Source organism: Flavobacterium sp. AC105, assembly GCF_979258495.1.
In genome coordinates, this window is the sequence record NZ_OZ409860.1 from 1,554,404 (window position 1) to 1,580,325 (window position 25,922).

The following is a 25,922-nucleotide window of genomic DNA, read 5'->3' on the forward strand; positions in this document are numbered from 1 at the left end:
TACTTATTGCTTGTAGTTGTATTGATACTCATTTAAAATATTTCCATTCTGATCTTTTATCCATTTTAGTCTATTGGCACTGTCGTAGACAAAAGTTGTTTTCTTTCTTTTAGGATCAATCATTGTACTTACACCTATTAGCGGAATATAAGTATAGGTTGATATCATTGCTCCCACAAGGGCCGGATCATTTCTAAGATTGTCAAAAGCAGTTAGTAAAGTAGCTTCTGTACCTGAATCAGAAGCAGTCTGAATAGCACTAATTAAAGAAGGTGGTATAGAGCTATAATTAATATTTTCTAATTTTACAACAGGCTGTGTTTTATTGTACCCCCAGATGTAACAGATTTTTGCATCATCCTTTTTAGATACTTCTGTTGGATTTGCATAATTATCATAATTATGAAAAATAACTCTTTCTTCTAAGTCCGAAACAATTCCTGATTTTGCAAACATTATTTTATCAGGGACATATGTAGTTTGACTATAACTATTGATGTTTTCTGTTGTTATTGTTTTAAAGATTTTCTTTTCTAATGATAATAGGGTACTATTCAACTTCGTTTTAGTTTGAATAACAGGAGTAATGAGGTTTTTATTTAACATTCCAATATACATATTGTCGCCGGGCTGATTAAAGTCATAAGAATATTTAAATTCTTTTTCTTCGATATCTCCTTCTGAATTCGTTTCCAAACTTTTCGAAAGTTGCCCGTATGAGTCATAAAGGAAAGTTTTTATAGTAGCAACTTCGTTTCCTAAATTTGATGTTCCAAAAAAAGAGGAATCTGTAGATGAATTTAATTGTGATTTTTCATGAGCAATTATTGGATAAGCTCCAATATTAAAAATAACATCTGTGGCATTCCAGCAATGTGATGGATCAATGTGTAAAATTTTGCTCAAAGCAGATCTGCTTGCATAAAAACAAATATTATTAATTACAGGAGAATAATTATTAGAAACTTGTCGTACAGTTTGACCTCCGTCATTAAGGAAAACTTCTTTAGTATTAAGTCCATTATCTAAAGAGGCAATAACAGGAGGCAATGTAACATTGCTTGAATAATAAATTGCAGTGCCTGATCCTAATGATGAAATATCAGGATTATTTGAAAAGTATGAAATAATTTTTCCATTAGTTGGAATTACGGGACCTGAAATATAATCTTTAGATATTGATGTTTCGGTAACTTTATCGTAGCCAACAAAATTACCACTTGCATTTGTTGATAAGGTGGCTATATTGCTGCTGTAAAATGTATATTTGTCACCAGTAAAGCCATCTAAAAAGCATTCATTTGGATTGGGCATAGGAGTCATATGATCATTAACATATCTGGATTTATTGGCAAAAATAAATGGAGTCATTAATTTTCCTCCTTCATAATCGAATACTTTTCGTTGTGCCAAAATACCTGTACTAGAATAATTTAGTAGAGATTTTATCCTTAAACCGGCTCCATAAGAAATAGTATTGGTTAAACTTTTATATTCTCTAAAAGCAAAGGTAAAAGTAGCCTGGCTTGAATTAGTAGTTCCATTATATGAGCCGCAACTTCCACGAACTTCAAAGAAAGCAATACCTTCAGAAAGGTTAAAAGTTAAATTAGTGACTAATTTTTCTTCTGGATCCGTGGATAATTTTCGTACAAATGTACTTTCTATGGGGTCGTAGTACTGATTGTAAAGAGTTGGATTACTAGGTGTTCCATCAATAAAATCCAAATCAACCGCAAGAACATAGTATAATCCATAACTGTTAAGATGTGAGTTTAAAGTTGTATTATTTTTTATGTAAGGCAGTAAGTTTTTGTTAAAGTGCTTTACTTCCAAATAGCAATCTAAATAAGCATTAGGGTTTACTGGTAAACAACCTCTTGTACTTAATATTCCACTGCCCTTAAAAATGGTATTTCCTCCTTCAATAATTTGGACTGAAGTGGAAGTTGGAAATTGATTTTGTACGGAGGATATTTGAATAGATTTACTTTGTCCTTGATTTATGTCAGGAGTAATATAATTGTCAAAAGAATTTAATTCATAAGTAAATTCAGAACTTCCACCAGTTGGGTATTTTATTTTTTTTAAAACAGCAGATTTGGTAGTTTCTAAATTTGACACTTTTGAGTTCCCTGCAAAGGTTATTAAATTTGGATTATCTCTTTGAATGTTAAATGAATAAAAATCAGGAAAAATAGAAACATTTGACATATATCCATTATAATATCCCCAATAGTCAGTAGCTAATGATGTTTTTTTAGGTAGTGAAATCACTTCATTGTATTCGAATAAATAAGGAGGTTGCCCAGTCTCTGTTACAGAGTTTAATTTCAATCTTGTTGTAAGTTCATTTGCTGTTTTATTAAAATTCACGTTGGTATCGTATTGGAGATAACTATCTAAATTAGTTCCATTTGTGTTTCCAATAAAATAGCTGTAATCAAATAAAACTGAATTTATAGTTGTTCCGTTTGGAGCTGCGACCTCTATTTTGTCTAGTTTCTTAGCTCCAACCTGATCAGTTCTATCTGATGCAAAAAAACGTATTAAACCACCATTATATACTATGGAACTCAAATAGGATTGTTTAGAACTGGTAGCCATAACAGATTGGGTAATATCGAAAGTTTTTAGGCCTTGAAATACTGTTGAATACGAATCAGCATTAAGCTGTGTGACTTGTTTTGAAACACTTGGATATCCTTTTATATCTCCGGTTAAGATATAATTATAAGTAATTATGTCTCCTAAATTTGTTATTATTTGGCTAATTTGGTAAGTCCTAAAAGCTTTTTCTTCTGTATATCTTAACTCTAATCCTGAGGCTCCGCCATACAGTTCACTTCCAGATTGATTTACAATATAGTTTCCTTCTTCTTTAAGACTAAATATAAATTTATGACCATCAGGAACTGTAATTATAAAATCTGTAGGAAAAGAATTTGTTATTGCATAATTATAGTTTGCACTTTGAATTTTAATGTTTTTATCAGAAAGACAGATAAATTTTTCATTAACCCAGTCTAATATGAAAGTACCTGAATAACCCGCTATACTGAATTTAAAAATATCAGGCTCATTGTCCCTTGTAGAATAGTTGGGATCTACTTTTGGATAAGATGCAAAAACTCCTATTGTTGATTGATTAGGTGTTGCTTCTAAGTAAAATTGAGAACAAGTACCAATTGCACTTTGTGGAATATTGGGCTGCATTTGTAAAAAATTTAAAATATTCCGATTTCTGTATCGCCCAAAATCATCGGTACCATTTACAATTTGAGTAACGCTTCCGCCGCCTTGAAGTGTCCATCCTAATCCCGTCCAACCTGCTTCTTCATTTATTTTAAAACCATTAGAGTGATATGTTAAATTTATTGGAATTTCTAATCCTTGTGCTTTTATAGTATGTATTGGGATCGCTATTTCGGGAATTCCAGTATACTTTCCAACAGGAATATCACCATATTTTAAAAATTCATACGCTTTTGGATTAGTAGGTATTACATTTGGAAGTAATGTACTAGGATTAAATTGACCATAAAAAAAAGCAGGGAAAAACAAAAGAAATAAAAATTGTTTCATTTTTAAAGATTTAATTAAGACAATATTAGTAAAATATTTTATGTTAATAATATATCGTCTAAAAAATTAGGATATCAGTTTTAATAAGAGAAATTTGGTTTATAAAAGTATCAAAGATTTAATATTTCTTGCGAAATGTCTAATAAATCAATTTAGCAACATACGTACTTCATTAATTTAAAACTTAATTCATTACTTTGGTTTTATATTGAACTAAAATTTTATTTGTAACTATAAATAATAGTATAATTGGAAAAATGAAATTTAGAAAGAGAACTCTCTAAAATTTTGATTTACAGGGTTTTTGGCATAAAAAAAAGCCTGTAAACAATAAGTTTACAGGCTTTTTTGTGGAGTCGCCGGGAATCGAACCCGGGTCCAAACAAGCAACTAAAGAGCTTTCTACGCGTTTATTTCCTGATTGGATTTTCGATGTTAAGCTAGGTCAGGAACAACCACTCAACACTTATCTTCTTAATTTCGAAATCCAGCCGAAGTTCATGGAAATCTAGGTCTATTTTTACGGTTCCCCTGTACTGACCGCCACAAACCAAGGCTTTCAAGGAGAATCCAGCTTCCCTATCTGATAGGGACGTGGCTTAATCTTACTATAATTCGGATTATGCAGCTAAAGCGTAGTTATTTTCGCCGTGTAAAATTGTAAGATCTTATATTTACGAGCAAGGTCTCAATGCTCGACGTGCTTACTTTTCAATTCGACTTGCTGTCAAAACCAGTCGACCCCAAAAATGAGTTTGCAAATTTATACTATTTGAAGTTAGTTTAGCAATAAATTTCACAGAAAAATAACATTATTCTTCATCTTTAAAATTAAACGGATAATCACCAAAAATTGGCGCCAGTTTACGCACCGCATAAGTGTTTCGGGTCATTTTATTAGATAAGGCAATAATAGTAACATGCTCTTTCATCAACGGAATATAAGATGAGGTATTACCGTGCCACCAACCGTTATGGAAGTAAAAATTCTGACCAGAATCCCAATTGATCATTCTGATTCCAAGACCATAATTTTTCTCGCCTTTTCGTTCATTGCTATATCCGGTATAAACTTGTTTTAAAAGAGCAGGTTTTAAAAAATCAGAAGAGTTTCTCGCTCTGTCAAATTTTAAAAGATCGCGTACAGTCGAAAAGACATTTTTGTCTCCATAAACATTGTCCAGATAATCAAAACCAATTTCGGCACCATTTCCTTTATAGGAAGGAACAATAGTTTTTCGGTCTTTATCATCGTCAAAAATATACGTATGTGTCATTCCCAAAGGCTTGAAAATCATTTGAGACATGGCGTCTTTATATTTCAAACCGGTAATTTTTTCGATGATAAGTGCCAGCATAGCATAATTGGTATTGCAATAACTGAAACGTGTTCCGGGTGTTGATTCCAATCCAATGTTTTTTGTTGCCAGGATTTCTAAAATATCCTTATTTGTAAGTTGATTGTGTCTGTCCCAAACCGATTTATCTCTGTCTGTAAAATAAGCATAATTACGCATTCCCGTACGATGGCTTAAAAGCATTCTAACCGTACAAGCATCATACGGAAATGTTTTCAGGATAGTGTTTACCTTTTGATCTAAATCAATTTTGCCTGCATTTACAAGTTTTAGAACAGCCGTTGCCGTTAGAACTTTACTAACCGAGGCAATTTGTACAGGAGTTTCTGCAGTTATTTTAGTTCCTTCGTTTTTATTGGCATAACCATTATATCTTTCAAAAATAATCTGACCGTTTCTGGCGACCAAAAAACTTCCGTTCATGCTATTATTGGGCCAGTTTTTATTGTAAAAGTGATTTATTCTTCCGGTTACAGAGTTTATGTAAGCTTGTGTAAGTCTCTTTTCAGGACCTAACGGTTTCATTTTTGGTAAAGTATCTTCGACTGTTGAAGTATTGTCAGTGCTTATCTTTTTATCTTTTCCGCACGAACCTAAAACCAGGATTAGGAAAAGTATTTGTGGTATATTTGCTTTTTTAAGGAAATTCATTTGCATCGTTCTTTAAAACAAATATATCGATTTCAATATTTATGTTTTGCCATTTTTGATGGATTAAAAAGGTTGCTTTAACAAAGTTTTAACTCTTTTTTTATTTATTTCATTGTTAACCAGTATTTAACGGTTTGTAAACATTCTAAATTGTAATTCAACAACAAAATTTTAACGAAATTTGTTATATTTGAAACAAATAAGATGTAAAAAGTTATATTAATAATTGCTTTAAACCTATTTAGATGAAATTTGGAATTATAAAAGAAAGAAAAAACCCACCAGATCGCAGAGTTGTTTTTGCTCCTGATGCATTGGCAAAACTGAAACAACTTTATCATGAAGCAATAGTTGAAGTTGAAAGTTCAGACATCAGAATATTTTCAGATATACAATACCAAAGTATGGGTTTAACTGTAACGGATGATCTTTCTGATTGTGATGTTTTATTTGGTGTAAAAGAAGTTCCTGTTGAAAATCTAATTCCGAATAAAGGGTATTTCTTTTTTTCTCATACGATCAAAAAACAACCGTATAACAGAAAATTACTTCAGGCAATTTTAGAAAAGAATATCGATTTATACGATCACGAAACTATTGTTGACGCCCAGGATCGTCGTTTGATTGGTTTTGGAAAATATGCCGGAATGGTTGGCGTTTATAACGGAATTCGTGCTTTCGGAATAAAATTCGAATTGTTTAAATTGCCAAAAGCAGAAACTCTTTCCGGAAAAGACGCTTTAATCATGCATTTGAAACGCATTACAATTCCAGCTTTAAAATTTGTAATTACCGGAACCGGAAAGGTTGGGAGCGGAGCCAAAGAAATTCTGGACGCTATAAAAGTAAAAGAAATTACAGTTGATAATTACCTGACTAAAAATTACACTCAGGCCGTTTATGTGCAGTTGGATGTTTTAGAATATAATAAGCGAATTGACGGGCAAGTTCTTGATTTTAAAGATTTTGTAGCGCATCCGGATGCGTATGTTTCAGATTTTGAAAAGTTTACTAAAGTTACAGATATTTATTTTGCAGGTCATTTTTATGCAAATGGAGCTCCAATGATTTTAACGCGCGAAATGCTGAATGCAAGTAATTGTAAGCTAAAAGTAATTGCTGATATTTCGTGTGATGTAAACGGACCAATTGCATGCACGTTGCGTTCGTCGACAATTGAAGAACCTATTTATGGTTATTTTCCTTTAGAAGATAAAGAAGTAGATGTTTTTCATCCCGCAGCTGTGGTGGTAATGGCGGTTGATAATTTGCCATGCGAAATCCCGAAAGATGCAAGCGAAGGTTTTGGAGAACAATTTATGGAACACGTAATCCCGGCTTTCTTTAACGGAGATAAAGACGGAATTCTAAAACGTGCAAAAATCACCGAAAACGGAAAATTAACCCCCAGATTTGCATACCTGCAAGATTATGTAGACGGGAAATAATTGTTAATTATAAATTATTAGTTATAAATTGTTAATCGAAAAAGAGCTTTCTAAAATTTAGAAAGCTCTTTTTATAATAATGCAGCTAAATAATTAACCATTAACCATTAATAATTAACAATTAAAACTATACCATTTCCTCCGGTTTTACCCAGGCATCAAAATCTTCCGGAGTTACATAACCCAGACGAACAGCTTCATCTTTTAATGTTGTTCCGTTTTTATGTGCGGTTTGCGCAATTTCGGCGGCTTTGTAGTAGCCAATTTTTGTGTTTAAAGCTGTAACAAGCATTAATGAATTATCTACTAATTCTTTGATTCTTTTGTAGTTTGGTTCGATTCCCTGAGCGCAATGTTCGTCGAATGAAACACAAGCATCACCTAACAATCTAGCCGATTGTAGAAAGTTTGCAGCCATAACCGGTTTAAAAACATTTAATTCATAATGTCCTTGCATGCCGCCAACAGCAATTGCCATATCATTTCCAATAACTTGTGCGCAAACCATTGTTAGCGCTTCACATTGTGTTGGATTTACTTTTCCGGGCATGATAGAAGATCCTGGTTCGTTTTCCGGAATATGGATTTCGCCAATTCCAGAGCGTGGTCCGGAAGCCAACATTCGGATATCGTTTGCGATTTTGTTTAAAGAAACAGCCAATTGTTTTAGAGCTCCGTGTGTTTCTACAATCGCATCGTGTGCGGCTAAAGCTTCAAATTTATTCTCAGCAGTTACAAACGGAAGATTGGTGAATTTTGCAATATATTCGGCTACTTTTACGTCGTAACCTTTTGGTGTATTTAGTCCGGTTCCTACGGCAGTTCCGCCTAAAGCAATTTCCGAAAGATGTGCTAAAGTATTTTTAAGCGCTTTTAGTCCAAAAGATAATTGAGCGGCATAACCTGAAATTTCCTGTCCTAAAGTTAGCGGAGTTGCATCCATAAGATGTGTTCGGCCAATTTTTACAACATCTTTGAATTCATTTGCTTTTGCAACTAAAGTAGCGTGTAATTTTTCAACTCCCGGAATTGTCGTTTCTATAACAACTTTATAAGCTGCAATATGCATCGCAGTTGGAAAAGTATCATTTGATGATTGCGATTTGTTTACATCATCATTTGCTTTTATAAACGGTTCGCCTTCGCCAATATTAAAGCCTTTTAGAACTTGTGCACGATTGGCCACAACTTCGTTCACGTTCATATTACTTTGAGTACCTGAACCTGTTTGCCAGATTACCAAAGGAAATTCATCTTTTAATTGTCCAGCCAAAATCTCATCGCAAACTGCTGCAATTGCATCTCTTTTTTCAGCAGGTAAAACACCCAAATCAGCGTTTGCATAGGCAGCTGCTTTTTTTAGATAAGCAAAACCTTCTATGATTTCTTCCGGCATAGATGCCGATGGTCCGATTTTGAAATTGTTTCTTGAACGTTCTGTTTGAGCACCCCAATATTTATCAGCCGGGACTTGTACTTCGCCCATGGTGTCTTTTTCTATTCTGTATTTCATTTGTTGTATGTAAAAAGTTATATGTAATTTGTGAAATGTTGTGGTAAATGGAACGCGGATGACGCTGATTTACTTCGTAAAAACGCTGATTAAAACGGATTTTTTATTTTGATGATTGATATTTCTTATGAAATTATTGTCATAGCCCTGATAGGAGCGGTATCCTTTTGTGGTGGGGTTCAACACAAAAGATATAGCGGACAGCAGGATTCAGCTCCTGAAAACACTCATATTCTTCTGATTTAGATAGTTAAATAATAATCGTAAAAAATCCTTATTTAAAATGAGTTTAAATATACGGATTATTGTGATTTTACGAAAATTGATTTGGTTTTTATTGCTAAGGAAAAATATAAAACTTACATTTGTCCTTACATTCAAAAATTCCGGAAAACATGTTTGAATTTTCACAGTACTTAGGTTTTTTACTTTTCTTGACCATACTAACTATAGGGTTTTGGTTGATGTTTTTCTTAGTTGGTTTCGTTTCTTATTGGGTTACGGGAGCAAGCTGGGAAATGATCAAAGAGAAAAGAGCAAAAAAGAAACAAGAACAATCAATTTAATTATAAATTGACTTCATAAAAAAAGGACCCGTTTTACGAGTCCTTTTTTTTATGCTAAAAATGTAAATTCAAATTTCAATAAAAAAATTCCAAATTCCAATTTTGTAAAAGTTACTAATTAGAATTTGGAATTTTAAATATTGAGTTTTAGCTTATATTATCCAGGAAAATCTCCTCCGCCATCACCGCCACCATCATTTTTAGGTGCTGCGTTTTTCTCTCTTTCATTTTTGGCTTTGTTGAAACGGTACGTAAACGATAAATTGAATTGACGTTTACGGAATTGCATTTCACCGTATGAGGTTTGATCTTCAAGATAGGTATAGGATCTCATGATTCTTGAATTGAAAACATCACTAATATTGAATGCAATCGTTCCTTTGTCTTTTAATACGTCTTTGCTAAAAGCAGTATTCATACCAAACTGGCCTAAGTTTTTACCTTGTGCCGTTTTTTGTTCACCATTATACATTCCGCTTAATTGCCAGTCTATCTTGTATGGTAAAGTTACTTTTGAACTAATTCTTGCAAACCAAGTATTGGCTTGATTGTCAAGATTTTGTGTTACAGATTGACCGTTGTTATCTATATATGTATTTTCTCCGGTTGTTTTTACGTTATAAAGATTGAAGTTACTGTTTAATCTCCACCATTTAAACGGTGTGTAATTTAATGTAAATTCGAAACCAAATTTTTGCTCTTTTCCTAAGTTAATAGGTCGGCTTAAGATAACAGGAATTCCGTTTACTTCGTCACCTGTAGGAGATCGAACAAAGCTGAAAACATCTTTAGTATCTTCAAAATAAGCTGATGTGTTAAATGTTACTTTGTCCCAACGTTTGATATATCCAATGTCATATTTGTCTGTTAAAGAAGGATCTAAATCCGGATTTCCCTGAAAAATATTAACGTTACTGGAGTAATTTGTTGCAGGGTTCATGAAACGGCCTCTTGGTCTTGATAAACGCTTGCTGTAACTTGCTGTAAAGTTACTTTGATCTGAAATTTCATAACTAATAAAAGCACTTGGAAACAAGTTGTTGTATTTTTTAGTATTGAAATCGTTGGTGTCTAATAAGTTAACGTGGATATTTGTGTCTTCCCAACGCAATCCGAATAAATAAGAAAATTTATTTACCTTGAAACCATATTGGGTGTAAAGTGCATTAATATTTTCTTTGTATTCTAAGGTATTTGATAAATTTGGATCTGGCTGACCTGCATTATCAGTTATTACATAGTCATTGTTCAGATCGCCAAAACTTCCTTTGTATCCTGCTTCAAACTGACTTCCTTCACCTAATGGTAAAACATAATCAGCCTGAACTTGAATTTGTTTCTGAACCTGATTGTTTAATGTGCTATTAAAGTTTGGTGATGCGTCAATGATACTATTACTGTCGTCTGTATTTCTCGAAATCGATAAATCGGCAGTAAGTTTGTGCCCTTTATCGTTGAAGTTTTTGATTAAATTCGAAGTATATTCAACGTTTTCACTTCCGGTATCTCCTGTGTTTAATCGATAAGAAGATCCTGTGAAAGCATGAAGCGCATCAAAATTATTATAATTGATTAAGTCTCTTGTATCACCGGTACTTTTTTGGTAATTGATGGCATTTGTCCAAAAAGTATTTGGTGCAACCGTCCATTCGATTCCGGCTCTTCCGTTAAATCCGTCTGAAGTTCTTTTGGTATCACGATCTTCATCCAGATAATTTTTAACAGATCCGTCCGGATTAAAATATTCTGAGTTTGTTAAACCGCCACCTTCACTTGTTCTGTAGTTGTATCCCGCAGTGGTGAAATAGTTCAGTTTTTCAGTTTTATAATTCAAGTTTGCACTTAAACCGTATGTTTCAGGAATTCCTGTCGAAGCGATAAAAGTTCCGTTTAAACCTTGATTTTTTCCTTTTTTAAGAATAATATTGATTAATCCTGAACCTCCTTCTGCATCATAACGTGCTGATGGATTTGTAATAACTTCAACTTTATCAATTGCATCTGCCGGAAGCTGGCGTAAAGCCTCGGCAACATTTATAGCGTTTGAAGGACGTCCGTCAATTAAAATTCGGATATTATCACTTCCTCTTAAACTAACATTTCCTTCTGTATCAACAGAAACCGATGGTACATTATCAAGAACGTCACTTACAGTTCCGCCTTTTACCATCATATCCTGACCAACATTATATACTTTTTTATCTAGTTTTATTTCTACAGTCGATTTTTCTGCGCGAACTACAACTTCATTTAATTGTGCCGCATCTTCAGATAAATTAACTGAACCTAAATTGGTATCGCCTTCAATACTTTTTCCTTTGATTTCAGTTGCCTTAAAAGAGATAAATTCAACCTTAATGTCATAAGTTCCCGGAGCAACAGCAACTTCGAACTCTCCTTTTGGGTTCGTTATTCCGCCCGCAATAACTTTTGTGTCATTAGGAGCCATGATTGAAATTGTTGCATATTCAAGCGGTTGTTTGCTTACTTTTTCGAAAACTTTTCCGGTAACTTTTACTTTGTTCTTACCAGCTGGCGGTTGTTGCGCATAATTGTAAAAACTCGTAAAAAGGAATACAAGTAATACAGCAAATTTGATTTTTTTCATTGTCTTTTGGTATCTTTTTCTTTTAGACCACAAATGTACCTTTTGGTTTAAAGAGAGAAATCACAAAAAAATGTTAATTCGTCACTTTATAATCAATCTAAAAAAGAAGCAACCAAGTCCATATCTCTTCCTATTATTGCTTTTCCGTCTTTTACAACGATTGGGCGTTCTATTAAAATTGGATTATCAACCATTGCCTGAATAATTTCTGCATCGCTGGGTGTTTTTCCTTTATAATTTTCAATCCATATTTTTTCTTTGATTCTTATCAATTGAATGGGCTGTATATTTAGTTTTTTAAGTAAAACTTTTAATTCATCAAACGTTGGTGTTTCTGTTAAATACGGTATTATCTCATATTTCTGATTGGTCTGATCTATAAATGCAAGACAGGTTCTTGATTTTCCGCAACGTGGATTATGGTAGATTTGTATCATTTTGCTATATTTAATGTGTTTAAAAGAAGTTAAGTTAAAAATTAGGTATTTTTGCCATACCAAAAATAAGATTTACTTATTAAATTTATGTCTTTAAAAGGATCTTTAAAAAGATTATTATTTCTCATTTAAAATTTTAATATATGTTTTTAGAACAAGGATTTAAGCCCGAAAATAAATTTTGGAAATATCTTTTAGGATCAGTTTTTATTATAATTGCGTCATTTGTGGGCCAAATTCCTTTATCTGCGGCGGTCCTTTATAAAAGCTTTGTGGATAAAAAACCTTTTCCAACTACTGACAGGGCTGTAATGAATATGTTTGAACCAAATATGACTTTGTTTTTAGTAATGATTTCTTTTGCTTTTGCCTTTGCAGGAGTTTATTTTGTTGTAAAATATCTCCACAATCAAACCCTTTTATCCGTTACAACATCCCGAAATAAAATAGATTGGAGCCGGATACTATTTTCATTTATTCTGTGGTCTGTGTTTTCATTATTGAGTTTTTTGGCTGTTTATCTAAAATCAGCAGAAAATTTTGTGTGGAATTTTAAATTAGTTCCCTTCTTAATTTTATTTGTTTTAGGTGCAATTTTAATTCCGATACAAACCAGCACAGAAGAGTATGTTTTTAGGGGTTATCTCATGCAGGGATTTGCCAATCTAGCCCGTAACAAATGGTTTCCGCTCATGATGACTTCTGTTATATTTGGATCCATGCATATTTTTAATCCCGAAGTTGCCAAAATGGGTTATGTAATTATGATTTATTATATAGGAACAGGTTTGTTTTTAGGTGTAATTACACTTATGGATGAAGGAATGGAATTGGCTTTGGGTTTTCATGCCGCGAATAATTTAGTAGGCGCTTTATTGGTTACTTCAGATTGGTCTGTTTTTCAAACACATTCTATTTTTAAAGATATGTCTGAACCTTCCGCAGGCTTAGATGTCATTTTACCGATTGTCGTTATTTATCCTATTTTGCTTTTTATTTTTGCAAAAAAGTACAATTGGACCAATTGGAAAGAGAGATTAACGGGTAATATTACTCTTTTAGAATCATCAAATTAATACTGTCATGTTAGAATTAACACATAAAAATGTTCATAATTATTTTAAATTAAACGGTTATCATTTAAGCGGTGATGACTTGCGTAGAATAGGATATAGCTACATCAAAGAAGGGGACGTTTACGAACGTGCAATTGGCGAATTTTTGCTGGATTGGTTTGATGATAAAGAATTCATCGAAATGACTACTTCCGGAACAACAGGACTTCCTAAATTGGTCAGATTAGAAAAACGCGCCATGATTCAGTCAGCATTGGCAACGGGAGATTTCTTCGGATTAGAACCTGGAAATAAAACTTTACTGTGTTTGCCAACTCAATTTATAGCGGGAAAAATGATGCTTGTTCGCAGTCTGATTTTAGGTTTGGATATTGATGTAGTTTCTCCAAGTTTAGAACCTTTGGCGTTTAATACCACTCAATATGATTTTGTTGCGATGGTTCCGTTGCAGGTTCAAAAATCTATTGAAGGTTTAAAAAATGTAAAAAAGTTAATTATTGGCGGCGCAAAATTAGATGCAGCACTTGAAGAGCAGTTGTTGCCCTTGAAAACCGAAATCTATGAAACTTACGGCATGACCGAAACGATTACGCATATTGCTGCTAAAAAGCTTGGAGAGAAGGTTTTCTCGGTTTTGCCGAATGTAACAATAAGCAAAGATAATCGTGATTGTTTAGTGATTTCTGTTCCGACAATTTCTCAAGAACCCATTGTTACCAATGATTTGGTTGAAATTATAAGAGAAGACCAATTTATTTTTTTAGGAAGAATCGATAATGTAATTAATAGTGGAGGAGTGAAGTTGATTCCTGAACAAATAGAAGCAAAGCTAATTGGAAAAATTGAAGCAAGGTTTTTTGTAACGGGAATCCCGGATTCTGTTTTAGGCGAAAAATTAATTTTAGTTATTGAAGGCGAAAAACAAGAATTTGCCCCTGATTTTTTTGATGTTTTAGGAAAATACGAAAAACCAAAAGAAATTGTTTTTGTTCCGAAGTTTAAAGAGAACGAGAACGGGAAGCTTTTGCGTAAGCCGAGTTTGGTTTAAGAAATCCCAATATAAAAAATTCCAAATTCCAATTTTATAGTTGGGATTTGGAATTTTTAATTTGATGCTTTTTACAGTGTGTAGTCCCTACGGGACATTTTTTCTGCGTGCTAATTCTTTTCTACCGACATTTAACTCCTAGCGGAGTATTTTAATCATAGCATGACCAGTCTCTTTTTGCCAATATTAATCTCTACAAAATATTTCTTTAGAATTTAAATACTCTACGAGATACTTTTTTAGAATCTTAACGATGTGCTTTAACATTAATGTCATTAACCATACATTTATAAGTTACTCCGTTAGGAGTTAAATGTCGGTAGAAAAACAAAAAATAAACAGCAAAAATGTCCCGTAGGGACTATACATCTATGGTTAAAGATAATCCCAAAAATAAAAATTCCAAACCCCAACTGTAAATTGGAATTTGGAATTTTAAAAAATTTTGAATTTATTTTTACTCAGCTAAGGCTGCATTTTTTCTTTCTAACAACGCCATATAAAATCCGTCGAAACCAGACTCAGAAGCTAAAATTTTACGATCTTTTATAAAATTAAATTGTTTTCCTATTTCTGTTTTCAGGAATTTTTCTACTTGTTCCTGATTTTCTGATGGCAAAACAGAACACGTTGCGTAAACTAATTTTCCGCCTGGTTTTACAATTTTAGAATAGCTTTCTAAAACTTCAGCCTGAACTTTACGAATATTATCAATAAACTCAGGTTTTAATTTCCATTTGGCGTCAGGATTTCTCTTAAGAACTCCTAAACCGCTACAAGGTGCATCAATTAAAACACGATCTGCTTTTTCGTGTAATTTTTTGATCACTTTTGTTGTGTCAATAATTCTGTATTCAATATTAAAAGCGCCATTTCTTTTCGCTCTTAATTTTAATTGTTTCAGTTTGCTTTCGTATAAATCCATTGCAATCAATTGTCCTTTGTTTTCCATCAAAGAAGCAATATGCAATGTTTTTCCTCCGGCTCCGGCACAAGTATCAACAACACGCATTCCTGGTTTTACATCAAGAAAACCGGCAACCAATTGTGAATTTGCGTCCTGAACCTCAAAAAGTCCTTGTTTAAAAGCGTCTGTCAAAAATACATTTGCTCTTTCTTTTAAAACTAAAGCTTCAGGTTGATCTTTTAAATATTCTGTTTCGATATTTAAATCCATCAAAGTGTTTCTCAGACTTTCTTTAGTTCCTTTAAGAGTATTGGTTCTTAAAATAACTTTTGCGGGTTGGTTTTGAGCTGCAATTTCTGTAGACCAAACTTTTTCTCCAAGTTCTTTTACCCCCAATTCATCCATCCAGTCTGGAATAGATTCCTTTAAAGCTCTAATTTTTGAAAGCTCATCAAAACGGCCTTTTATTTTTCTTTCAGGAGTTCCTTCCAATTGTCTCCAATCCGGAATAGGATATCCTCTTAAAACTGCCCAAACTGCGAACATTCTCCATAAATTGTCTCTGTCAAAAGGTTCTTTTACTTCGGCAATTTCAGCATATAATCTTTTCCAACGAACAATTTCGTATATCGTTTCAGCAACAAACTTCCTGTCAGAACTTCCCCAACGTTTGTCTTTTTTTAAGGCTCTAGCTACCACTTTGTCTGCATATTCTCCTTCATTGAAAATTGCATTTAAAGAATCGATGGTAGTATAAACTAAATTTCTGTGTAATCTCATTTTAAATATTTGAGTTGCAAAGGTACTATTAATTGATTGAAAGTTAAATTTTTAATTCTGGATTGTTGTTTTAACTTTTATTTTAAAAAGAAAAAAACACTCTGATAAAGTTTAAAAGAGTGTTTTTCTGAAATATTTTCTAAATGATTTATTTTATAATTCGGGTTAATCCGATGTTTTCCGGAGCGTGAAGCACCATTGGGAATTTCTCTATTTTAACCGAACTGCTGTCTAAACCAAAAGCTCTTTCTTCGGATAAACTCAGTTTCTTGATGAAGAAATAAGAGTTCATGATGATGTTTTCGTGCCATCTTAAATCATTATCATTCGATAAAAACTTCTCAGACAATACAAATTTGAAATCGCCAATAATATTGTTTTTGTTCAAAGATTCGTAACGGCTTGTAATATCTACTTCGCCACGTTTTACCATATCACGAATTACTTCTCTAAACATTAAATTGATTTTTGTAGGTTCTCTAAATCCTAAATTAAAATCGATTCTGTAAATATCATCTTTCGCAATCTCGGTAACTTTATATTGGGTTTTATAAGGTTCCGTAAGAATGTTTACGTGTACAAACCAATAAATATCAGCCCTTTTTGGACGTTTTTGTAAAATTGAATAAATTACTTTTTCCTCTAATTCATCAACACGGTTTGCATTCGTCATATAAACCAAATGCGTTGCGTATTTCGGGATTGATAAATCTTCGCTCAACTCCATTAATACCTTTTTGTAATCGTCGATTTTGATGATTTTAGTATAACTTTTATTAATTTTCTTAGCCAAATACCAGATTGTCATGATCGAAATCAAGATCATGGCGATGATTAAGGTTACATAACCACCTTCGGCAAATTTGGTAATATTAGCAAAAAGGAAACTGAATTCAATTACTAAATAAATAGTGATCAGCGGCACCATAAAATATAGTTTTACCCTTTTCATTATCAAATAATAATTCAATAAAATCGTTGTCATGATCATACATAAAATAATAGCAAGACCATATGCATGCTCCATATTTCCTGATTTCTGGAAGTGTAAAACGATTCCAACACAACCAAAGAATAATAACCAGTTTATGGACGGAATGTATAATTGTCCTTTTACTTCTGTAGGATATTTGATTTTTACTTTTGGCCAGAAATTCAGTCGCATTGCTTCATTTATCAAAGTAAACGAACCGCTAATAAGCGCCTGAGATGCAATTACAGCGGCTAAAGTTGCCACTACAATTCCGAAAGGTAAAAACCAATGCGGCATGATTAAGTAAAACGGATTTCCGTTTTCTCCGCCTAATTGCTGTAATGTACTTCCTTCATGGTGAATTAAATACGCTGCCTGACCAAAGTAATTTAATACTAAAGTCGTTTTTACAAAAATCCAGCTAATTCTAATGTTTTTTCTCCCACAGTGACCCATGTCAGAATACAAAGCTTCAGCTCCGGTTGTACAAAGAAATACAAATCCCAGAACAAAGAAACCATCAGGATGTATAGAAAGTAAATGGTAAGCGTAGTAAGGATTAATAGCTTTTATAACCTCAGGATGATTCAAAATCTGAATGCCTCCTAAAGTTCCTAACATAGCAAACCAAATTAGCATCATTGGAGCGAAAAACTTACCAACGAGCTTAGTTCCAAATTGTTGAATAGTGAATAAAACAAATAGAATCCCGATAACAATATAAACAATTGTCTCTGTTTCCATTGTAGGATAGAAAGCCCTGATTCCTTCAACTGCAGATGATATCGAAATTGGCGGTGTTATGATTCCATCGGCAAGCAAAGCACTTCCCCCAATAATGGCGGGCACAATGAGCCACTGAATTTTAGTTTTTTTGACCAGTGCGTACAAAGCAAAAATTCCACCTTCGCCATGATTATCGGCACTTAAAGTAATAAGTACGTATTTTATTGTAGTTTGTAATGTCAATGTCCAGAAGACACAAGATATTCCTCCTAAAACAATGTCTGCATTGATTGCATAATCGCCAAGTATGGCTTTCATTACATATAATGGAGAAGTACCAATATCTCCGTAAATAATTCCCAATGTTATCAATAAACCTCCTATAGACAACTTACTATGTAAGTTTTTATGCGATGCGCTCATGTATGTTTTTATAAAAGACGGTTGCAAATTTACTGTTTTAAAACAAATTAGAAGCAATTATAATTAAAAAGATAAAAAAAAGCACAATCGTCAAATTGTGCTTTTGATTTATATTCAGAAATGCGAATTTAATATTACCCTCTTCTTCCGCCTCCGCTTCTTGAACCGCCACCACTTTCTCTTTGAGGCTGACTGGCTCTTTGTTCCTGGCTTACTCTTGGAGCCTCAGAGCGTTGCGTGTTTTGAGGTCTTGCCTGAGGAGCAGATCTGTTTTCAGAATAGCTTCTTGGAGATTCAGTTCGTTGAGGTGCTGAAGCTCTGTTTGTATTCATATTATTTTGAGAACTTACTCTTGGAGCGCTATTAGCGTTATTATCATTATAGCTTCTTCTAGGTTCTGTTCTTTGTGTATTATTACTACTATTATCAACTCTTACAGGCGTATTTACTCTTGAAGGATTTGTGCTGTTGTCAGAATAGTTTCTTCTTGGTTCAGTTCTTGGAGTATTATCTGTTCTTGAAGGAATATTTACCGGAGCAGCATTATTATCTCTTGATGTTACACGATTTGTATTGCTGTTTCTGTCAATATTAGTTCTGTTATCAGTATAGTTTCTGTTTGAATTTCTGTTATCCGGAGTAGCAACTCTTCCTGGATTTGATCTGTTTGTGTTGTTTCCGTTATACGTATTTTGTCCTCTGTTTGCTTCTCTGCTCGCAATACGTCTTTGATCTAAATCATATCTGTTGCTTACATTAGCATGTCTTTGAGAAAAACCATAATTAGGATTTAATCTTTCGTATCCGTAAGTACGTCTTGAAGCATAAATCGCAGGAGCTCTGTAACTTCTTCTAGTATTAACATAATTATAATGATTGTTTACGTTGATACAAACATTTATGTTATTTCTGTATCTGTAAACCGGATAAGGTCTCCAGGCTGCGTAATAAGTTGGGTACACATTCCAGCCCCATGTAGAATAATAAGGTCTGTAATTAGTAACCCAAAACGAAGTGTAAATTACCGGAGCTACACTATAAACTGGCTCGTAAATATAGTTGTCACCATATAAATAAGAATTACCTACAACCTGAACACTAACCTGATTAGAATTGTCTCTCTCAACATCAATTGTGGCAACGTCCTGATACACATCACGATCAAGAACTGCCTGAATAATTACAACGTGCGTTCTGTCTTCAACAGATTCTATTACACGTAAATAATCAACTTCGTCGTCATTATTTAAATCAAGATTAGATATTTGATATTTTGGATCGTTCAAACGTCTTTCAAAATCCTGAAGGTTTGCTGATTCTCCAAACATGGATGCAACAGCTCTTAAATCCAGGTTATCGCTTATATCTGAATTTTTTGCGTATACTGTAGTTTGGCTTTGCGCTTTACAAGAAGTAAAAGCTACTGCTATGATGGCTATTAAAAATAATTTAGTTTTCATTTTAAATCATATTAAGATTATTATTTTGATGATATCCAATTACTGTGCCAGAAAAAAAAAGAAAACTTAAATATTGTGTTATAATAATTGTATTTTAGCAACGAATAAATTTTAAACTATATGAAAAAAGTAATTTTATTTTGTTGTGCATTTATTTTATTTATGTCCTTTAAAACATTGAATAATAATGATAAAAAGGCGTTTTATGGTGGTTTTACATCCCTGAAAATAGATACTTTATTTCAAGATGAAATTAGCATTCGAGCTATCTCGATTGACAAAAATAAGGTTTGGTACGGAGCAGATAATTCCCGTTTTGGATACTATGATTTTGAGAAAAACGAAAAATTTGAAGAACATATTTATCGTGATACTTTAAAAATAGAATTCAGAAGTATCGCACAAAATTCAAAAAATATCTTTTTATTAAGTGCCGGAAATCCTGCACTGCTTTATGAGGTTTCGAAAAAAGATCATAAAGTGAAATTGGTTTATAAAGAAATTAATCCAAAAATATTTTACGATAGCATGCAATTCTGGAACGATGATGAAGGAATCGCAATTGGAGATCCAACTGAAGATACTTTTTCTATTATTGTAACTCGTGATGGAGGAGAAAGCTGGACGAAATTATTATCGGATAAATTGCCTACAAATTCTAAAGGCGAAGCAGCTTTTGCGGCCAGTAATACCAATATTATCATAAAAGGAAATGATACCTGGTTAGTTTCTGGCGGAAAAAAAGCGCGTGTTTTTTATTCTCCTGATAAAGGAAAAACATGGAAAGTCGTTGAAACTCCAATTGTTCAGGGAAAAACAATGACCGGTATTTTTACTGCGGATTTTTACGATTCTAAACACGGATTTATTGCCGGTGGAGATTATGAATTTCCAAACAAAAAAACAGATAATAAAGCTTTTACTGTAGACGGAGGAAAAACCTGGTCGTTAATAGGACAAAGTATGGGTTTTGGCTACGCATCTTGTGTACAATATGTTCCGGGTGGAAATGGTAAAGAAATTGTTTGTGTTGGTTCAGAAGGGATTCAATATTCTCAAAATGGCGGAGAAAACTGGACGCAATTATCTACAGATTCAAAACTTTTTACACTTCGTTTTGTTAATAGAAATACTGCAATTGCTGCAGGTCATAATAAAGTTGTAAGGCTTCGATTTAAATAGCCTAAAATAACAAGAACCCTAAAATAATAAAGTAAGTATTATTATATTAGGGTTCTTGTCGCTGTTGTTTCTTCTTGTGCAAATTAGTTTTTGCCCGCTTTATCTCTATATTGTTTTAATAATTTTCGATTAAAATCATCTTCTGATTTTTTAAGCTTTAATATTTTCTTTGCAGAAAGTATCTTCTTTAAACTTGCCGAATATTTTTCGCGTAAGAGATATAATTCCTTATCTGTGTTTTCTATCTGTGACAATAGCGCAGCAGCATCTTTTTCAGAAAGAGAGTTGATATTATCATCATCCAGTCTTCCTAAATATGCTTTCATTTTATCATGACGCAATTCAAATTGTTTATCGTCGTAAGCATTATAAATTGGCCAGAATTTCTCAGCTTCTGTCGAAGTAAGTTCAAGTTCTGTAGTTAAAAAAGAAACTTTGTAAGCTTTAATTTTTTCACGTTTTTCATCGTTTTTATCATTTTGTGCATAAAATGAAAAACTAACTAAAAACAGAAGTATCGGAAGTATATTTTTGATTTTCATCTTTTATATTTTTTATTTATTCTGAAATTAAATTTTCAATATTAGGGTTTGAAGATAAAATGTCTTCAAGCGTTTCCTGCTCTAATGCAACATTTTTATTAAGCTTGTCAATATCTTTAGCATCTAATTCTTTAATCAAATCATATTGATTCAAATTGGACTGATACGCTAAATAAGTTTCCAGAGTAGCTTCATCAAGTTCTTTTGATGTTGCGTTATAATTGTTTACTACAGGAATCATCAATCCAATAAAAATTACCGCTGCAGCAATCATTGCAAGCACTTTTTTACGTTTGAAAAGCGGAATCACTTTTACGTCTTTTTTGCTTACTTCTTCCTCGTTAATTTGCTGTAAAACTTTTGCCGAAAGGGTATCAAAATAATTTTCCGGAGTTTTGAATCCAGTTGAAATTTTCGGTTCGTTTTCTAATTTAAATGCTTTCATAATGTCTATAAGATATGTTTTTTTACAAAAGGTTTAATTTGAGGTAACATATAATTCAATTTTTTTTACGGCATGATGATAAGATGCCTTTAAAGCTCCTACAGAAGTACCCAGAATTTCTGCAATTTCTTCGTATTTCAATTCTTCAAAATACTTCATTTTAAAAACCAATTGTTGCTTTTCCGGCAATGTTACAATGGCTTTTTGAAGTTTTATCTGAATTTCATCTCCGTCAAAATAAACATCGGCTTTTAAATTGTCGATGGTTTTATTTTGTAAAGCTTCTGATGTTAATCCTTTTAGTTTTGCTTTTTGATTTAAAAACGTCAAAGCTTCATTTGTCGCAATACGATACATCCATGAGAAAAGTTTACTTTCTCCTTTAAAGTTTTTAAGGTACTGAAACACTTTCACAAAAGTGTTCTGCAAAACATCATCTGCATCATCATGGTTCAAAACAATGTTTCGAATATGAGAATACAATGGCCTTTGATAATCGGACAAGAGTTTTTGAAACGCTGTGTTTTGCGTTTTAGGATCTAATAATTGCTTTATAAATTCCTTCTCGTCTGTCAAATTTTTTGATTTATCTTATTAGAATGAATTTTAACCAAAAGGTTTAATCGGCCTTGAAGTTTTTAGAATTCAGACTGCTCTTCATCCGTTTTTGCCGGAGGAGGAGTTGCGGCAGGTTTTGGTGTTGCCGGCTTACGCGTTACAGGTTTTGTTGGCGTTGTTGCTGCCGGTGTTGTAGGTGTTGTGGTTGTTGTTTCTGTATCAGTTCCGGTTTCAGTTTCAGGACTGTAAGCAGGTGTTTTTACAACAGGAACAATTTTAGGTTTTACCGGAAAATAAATTTCGGTCATTAGTTTCGACGGGCTTTTTACGTCTAATTTGCTAATAGTTAAAATCTCAAGGTGAGACCAGCTTAATTCCGGAATAATTTTTTCATTGTTTATATAAGCAGTTGTTTTTGCAATTGCTTGATTAAGATGTGTATAATCGCCCGTTAAGGTAGTTTTTACCGCATCAAAACTGTTTAGTTTTCCGCCTAAAATATCACTTCCTGGACTGGTTGTGATCTCTTTTGTTGTTGGTAAACAAATAGAAATTTTTGCCAATCCGGTTGCAGTATCATAAGTATGATAGATAATAAAAGGTTTTCCGTTGGTTCCTAAACCGTTCGTTTCGCTAAAATGAATTAATTTCGGAATTACAACTCTTGCGTTTTTGTTTACTTTTTCAATTTCGCTTGTAAAAGTTTGTTTGATATACGGCGTCTCTATTTTCTTTACAACTCCATTTACTTTTACGGCAAACGTTCTTGTTTCGTAATCTAAATTTTTGTCGATGTTAGCAAGGCTTTTTTCATAAATAGTTCCTATAACTTTGTCAGATCCGCCATTTAATGCCGTATAAATTTTAAATAGAAAACTCATTGTACCTTTTGCTTTCCAGGTAACTTTTGTTTTTCCTGCCAAAGTATCTTTAAAAGTCCAGTTTACATCAGCATCTGTGCCATTAAATTTCATTTTTTGTACAATGCTTTCTCCTTCTTTTGTTTTTAGTGTAATTGCATTTCCAGTTACGTCAGTTCCAGCCCAATAGTAGGATGCACCGTTGCCAATTGTTTTGCTTGGAAATGTCATTTTTATCGAAGGATCTTCAATAGACCAGGATTCAAAATCTTCATAATTTCTAAAATCATTTACATAAGCATATACGGTAGCTTTTGGCGAATTGATTACTTTACTTCTTTCTAATGAAAAAATCCCTTTTTGGGTAGCAACAAAAACTGTAAGAGCAACTAAGCTTAATAACGCTAATAGAAATAAATATTTTAGAATCTTCATTGGTGTAGGTTGTTTGGTGTCGTAAAGTTATAAATTTTATTACTAGTCGCACTAATAGTGAAAAATAAACTAGGATTTTAAATTATATTCTGATCAAAATCACATTCAGACAGAACGATTTTGAAGACATTTAATTGTAAAATTTCAAAATTTATTTTATATTTTAAATATAGAAATAAATTATCGAATTACCTTTTAAAAAAGAATTTGATCATAAATAAAATGGCAATAAAAAGCAAGAACACAATTAATACCTTATAATTTCCTTTGTAGAAAACTTTATGAAGTGCCAGATCTTTTCGATAAGCAAATATCATAACGATTACAAATGCAATAAAAAAACAGAGTGCGAATATTAATTGTCCTTGACTAAACATAGTTTGAAATTATTTTTGACAAATTTAGAGAATTGTATACGAATAGTTGCTAATTTGGCATTTCATTTCATCAAATAAAATCCTGAAATTGCAATCATGCAAAATTTAAGATGCATTACGATTTTATATTTTAAGTAAAAAACAAATCTATATATGAAAAAACAACTTGACGCGGTGACCGAATTTCATACTGCCTTTAAAATTGGGCATAGTCAAACTCCAATTTCTGATTTAGGAGGAACCAAAAACTTACTTCGTTATAATTTAATGAAAGAAGAAAATGAGGAATATCTTGAAGCGGTTCAGAACAATGATTTAGTTGAAATTGCTGACGCTCTTGGAGATATGATGTATATTTTGTGCGGAACAATTATCGAGCATGGTTTGCAGGATAAAATTGAGGCTGTTTTTGATGAAATTCAGCGTAGTAATATGAGTAAACTTGGCGAAGACGGACAGCCAATTTACAGAGAAGATGGCAAAGTAATGAAAGGTCCGAATTATTTTAAACCCGATTTTTCTAAGCTTTTGTAAAATAAATTGTTGCCACAGATTAAAGGATTAAAAAGATTTTTTCACGCAGATTTGGCAGATTTATTCTTATTTTATGTCATTTCGACGAAGGAGACATCTCCGCAAGTAACTCCGTAATCTAAATCGTCAATCTTTGTCGGGCTTCTCGCGGAGATTCCTCGTTCCTCGGAATGACAATATTGTGTTTAAATGTTTTATAAACGATAAAAATAACAACCCCGACAAATTTTTAAAATCTGTCGGGGTTTTATATTCAAAACGTCTTTTGATTATTGAACTTTAACCGTCCATCCAAAAGTATCTTCAGAAAGTTTATTTTGAAGATTTGTTAGTTTTTCTTTTAAAAGAGCAGCGTATGAATTCTCGATTGGAGCCATTTCATAATAAACATCCTGATAAGAGAATCCTTTGATAACGCTGATTACAGCTGCAGTCCCAGCTCCGAAGATTTCTTTTAACGATCCGTTTTTAGCAGCTTCAACCAATTCTGAAACAATAACCGGACGAACTTCTACATTAAGACCTTCTTTTTCTGCCATTGCAATCAAACTTTTTCTGGTAATACCATCTAAAATTCTTTCGCTTGTTGGAGCAGTTAGTAAAGTATCATTAATTCTAAAGAAAACGTTCATTGTTCCCGCTTCTTCCAGTTTAGTGTGCGTTGCATCATCTGTCCAGATAACTTGCTGGAAACCATCTTTATTAGCTAAATTAGTTGGGTAAAACTGTGCAGCATAGTTTCCGGCCGCTTTTGCAGCTCCAATTCCACCATTTGCAGCTCTGCTATAATGTTCAGCAATGATTACTTTTACTTCACCGGCATAATAAGATTGTGCAGGAGAAAGTAAAATCATGAATTTATATTCGTCAGAAGGATTTGCAACAACACCAGCGCCGGTTGCAATCATAAACGGACGGATGTACATACTGCTTCCGTTTCCTTTTTGAATCCATTCCTGATCAATTTTCAATAATTCATTTAAACCATCCATAAAAATAGCTTCAGGAACTTCCGGCATTGCCATACGAACAGCTGAGTTATTAAAACGTTTAAAGTTTTCGTCAGGTCTAAACAACCAAACATCATCATTGGCATCTTTATAAGCTTTCATTCCTTCAAAAATAGCTTGTCCGTAGTGAAAGACTTTTGAAGAAGGATCCATTAAAATTGGAGCATAAGGCTTAACGACAGGATTTTGCCACTCTCCATTTTTAAAATCACATTCGAATAAATGGTCTGTAAAAACAGCACCAAAGCTTAAGTTTTGAAAGTCAACTCCGCTTATTTTTGACGAAGTAGCTTTTCTGATTTCAATTTTGCTTGTTTGAGTTGTACTCATAATAATGTAAGGTTTTTATGTAATTCTCATTTCGATAGAAAAAATCTAAAGTAATGATATGGTGTAAAATAGAATTTATTGAATGCAAAA

The 25,922-nt window shown here is 32.9% G+C and carries 20 protein-coding genes and 1 other RNA gene; 6 read left to right on the forward strand and 15 right to left on the reverse strand.

Features of this window, described 5'->3' with window-relative positions:
• Positions 1 to 3 precede the first annotated feature (3 nt).
• From ACZ0AH_RS06990 to ACZ0AH_RS07000, 3 genes are all read right to left on the reverse strand, one after another.
• Positions 4 to 3,585, reverse strand: coding sequence for a hypothetical protein (locus tag ACZ0AH_RS06990; RefSeq protein WP_463475097.1), 3,582 nt, complete (start codon positions 3,583 to 3,585; stop codon positions 4 to 6).
• 348 nt (positions 3,586 to 3,933) lie between these two features.
• Positions 3,934 to 4,330, reverse strand: a transfer-messenger RNA (tmRNA) gene (gene ssrA / locus ACZ0AH_RS06995).
• Between the two features lie 67 nt (positions 4,331 to 4,397).
• The gene (locus ACZ0AH_RS07000; protein ID WP_463475098.1) at positions 4,398 to 5,600 is read right to left on the reverse strand and encodes a serine hydrolase domain-containing protein; all 1,203 of its coding nucleotides are present in this window, start codon (positions 5,598 to 5,600) and stop codon (positions 4,398 to 4,400) included.
• A gap of 239 nt (positions 5,601 to 5,839) precedes the next feature.
• Between ACZ0AH_RS07000 and ACZ0AH_RS07005 the strand changes: the two genes are divergently transcribed.
• Positions 5,840 to 7,042: an NAD(P)-dependent oxidoreductase gene (locus ACZ0AH_RS07005; RefSeq protein ID WP_463475099.1), complete on the forward strand. Its 1,203-nt coding sequence runs from the start codon at positions 5,840 to 5,842 to the stop codon at positions 7,040 to 7,042.
• Between the two features lie 127 nt (positions 7,043 to 7,169).
• Here the strand turns inward: ACZ0AH_RS07005 and fumC are convergent, their stop codons facing one another.
• Complete coding sequence (fumC, locus tag ACZ0AH_RS07010) at positions 7,170 to 8,555, reverse strand: class II fumarate hydratase (RefSeq protein WP_463475100.1); 1,386 nt, start codon at positions 8,553 to 8,555, stop codon at positions 7,170 to 7,172.
• Between the two features lie 395 nt (positions 8,556 to 8,950).
• On the opposite strand from fumC, the gene ACZ0AH_RS07015 reads away from it, so the two are divergent.
• On the forward strand, positions 8,951 to 9,121 hold the full coding sequence (locus tag ACZ0AH_RS07015; RefSeq protein WP_041515998.1) for a hypothetical protein: 171 nt from the start codon (positions 8,951 to 8,953) through the stop codon (positions 9,119 to 9,121).
• 157 nt (positions 9,122 to 9,278) lie between these two features.
• Here the strand turns inward: ACZ0AH_RS07015 and ACZ0AH_RS07020 are convergent, their stop codons facing one another.
• Together ACZ0AH_RS07020 and ACZ0AH_RS07025 are read right to left on the reverse strand one after the other, a co-directional pair.
• Entirely contained in the window at positions 9,279 to 11,729 is a 2,451-nt protein-coding gene (locus ACZ0AH_RS07020; protein ID WP_463475101.1) for a TonB-dependent receptor, read from the reverse strand.
• 92 nt (positions 11,730 to 11,821) lie between these two features.
• Positions 11,822 to 12,166, reverse strand: a complete 345-nt coding sequence (locus ACZ0AH_RS07025; protein ID WP_463475102.1) for an arsenate reductase family protein — start codon at positions 12,164 to 12,166, stop codon at positions 11,822 to 11,824.
• A 143-nt stretch (positions 12,167 to 12,309) separates the two neighbouring features.
• Between ACZ0AH_RS07025 and ACZ0AH_RS07030 the strand changes: the two genes are divergently transcribed.
• Together ACZ0AH_RS07030 and ACZ0AH_RS07035 are read left to right on the forward strand one after the other, a co-directional pair.
• On the forward strand, positions 12,310 to 13,242 hold the full coding sequence (locus ACZ0AH_RS07030) for a lysostaphin resistance A-like protein (RefSeq protein WP_463475103.1): 933 nt from the start codon (positions 12,310 to 12,312) through the stop codon (positions 13,240 to 13,242).
• A 7-nt stretch (positions 13,243 to 13,249) separates the two neighbouring features.
• Positions 13,250 to 14,290 carry an AMP-binding protein gene (locus tag ACZ0AH_RS07035; protein ID WP_463475104.1) on the forward strand — a complete coding sequence of 347 codons (1,041 nt, stop codon included), beginning with the start codon at positions 13,250 to 13,252 and terminating at the stop codon, positions 14,288 to 14,290.
• Between the two features lie 457 nt (positions 14,291 to 14,747).
• Here ACZ0AH_RS07035 and ACZ0AH_RS07040 read toward each other — a convergent pair whose 3' ends face one another.
• The 3 genes from ACZ0AH_RS07040 to ACZ0AH_RS07050 form a co-directional block, all read right to left on the reverse strand.
• Complete coding sequence (locus tag ACZ0AH_RS07040) at positions 14,748 to 15,977, reverse strand: RsmB/NOP family class I SAM-dependent RNA methyltransferase (protein WP_463475105.1); 1,230 nt, start codon at positions 15,975 to 15,977, stop codon at positions 14,748 to 14,750.
• A gap of 148 nt (positions 15,978 to 16,125) precedes the next feature.
• Entirely contained in the window at positions 16,126 to 18,099 is a 1,974-nt protein-coding gene (locus ACZ0AH_RS07045) for a KUP/HAK/KT family potassium transporter (RefSeq protein ID WP_463475106.1), read from the reverse strand.
• 134 nt (positions 18,100 to 18,233) lie between these two features.
• Positions 18,234 to 19,559 (reverse strand): hypothetical protein, encoded by a 1,326-nt coding sequence (locus tag ACZ0AH_RS07050; RefSeq protein ID WP_463475107.1) that lies wholly within the window; start codon positions 19,557 to 19,559, stop codon positions 18,234 to 18,236.
• Between the two features lie 120 nt (positions 19,560 to 19,679).
• Between ACZ0AH_RS07050 and ACZ0AH_RS07055 the strand changes: the two genes are divergently transcribed.
• Entirely contained in the window at positions 19,680 to 20,741 is a 1,062-nt protein-coding gene (locus ACZ0AH_RS07055; RefSeq protein ID WP_463475108.1) for a WD40/YVTN/BNR-like repeat-containing protein, read from the forward strand.
• Between the two features lie 83 nt (positions 20,742 to 20,824).
• Here ACZ0AH_RS07055 and ACZ0AH_RS07060 read toward each other — a convergent pair whose 3' ends face one another.
• The 5 genes from ACZ0AH_RS07060 to ACZ0AH_RS07080 all read right to left on the reverse strand — a co-directional run bounded on the left by ACZ0AH_RS07060 (position 20,825) and on the right by ACZ0AH_RS07080 (position 23,958).
• Positions 20,825 to 21,283 carry a sensor of ECF-type sigma factor gene (locus tag ACZ0AH_RS07060; RefSeq protein WP_463475109.1) on the reverse strand — a complete coding sequence of 153 codons (459 nt, stop codon included), beginning with the start codon at positions 21,281 to 21,283 and terminating at the stop codon, positions 20,825 to 20,827.
• Between the two features lie 16 nt (positions 21,284 to 21,299).
• Complete coding sequence (locus tag ACZ0AH_RS07065; protein ID WP_463475110.1) at positions 21,300 to 21,728, reverse strand: hypothetical protein; 429 nt, start codon at positions 21,726 to 21,728, stop codon at positions 21,300 to 21,302.
• A gap of 33 nt (positions 21,729 to 21,761) precedes the next feature.
• The gene (locus tag ACZ0AH_RS07070) at positions 21,762 to 22,304 is read right to left on the reverse strand and encodes an RNA polymerase sigma factor (RefSeq protein WP_463475111.1); all 543 of its coding nucleotides are present in this window, start codon (positions 22,302 to 22,304) and stop codon (positions 21,762 to 21,764) included.
• A 62-nt stretch (positions 22,305 to 22,366) separates the two neighbouring features.
• On the reverse strand, positions 22,367 to 23,581 hold the full coding sequence (locus ACZ0AH_RS07075; RefSeq protein WP_463475112.1) for an SRPBCC family protein: 1,215 nt from the start codon (positions 23,579 to 23,581) through the stop codon (positions 22,367 to 22,369).
• 188 nt (positions 23,582 to 23,769) lie between these two features.
• Positions 23,770 to 23,958, reverse strand: coding sequence for a hypothetical protein (locus tag ACZ0AH_RS07080; protein ID WP_463475113.1), 189 nt, complete (start codon positions 23,956 to 23,958; stop codon positions 23,770 to 23,772).
• Positions 23,959 to 24,111: 153 nt separating this feature from the next.
• Between ACZ0AH_RS07080 and ACZ0AH_RS07085 the strand changes: the two genes are divergently transcribed.
• Positions 24,112 to 24,492 carry a pyrophosphohydrolase domain-containing protein gene (locus tag ACZ0AH_RS07085; RefSeq protein ID WP_463475114.1) on the forward strand — a complete coding sequence of 127 codons (381 nt, stop codon included), beginning with the start codon at positions 24,112 to 24,114 and terminating at the stop codon, positions 24,490 to 24,492.
• 269 nt (positions 24,493 to 24,761) lie between these two features.
• Here ACZ0AH_RS07085 and ACZ0AH_RS07090 read toward each other — a convergent pair whose 3' ends face one another.
• Positions 24,762 to 25,832: a branched-chain amino acid aminotransferase gene (locus ACZ0AH_RS07090; RefSeq protein ID WP_463475115.1), complete on the reverse strand. Its 1,071-nt coding sequence runs from the start codon at positions 25,830 to 25,832 to the stop codon at positions 24,762 to 24,764.
• Positions 25,833 to 25,922: the final 90 nt, after the last annotated feature.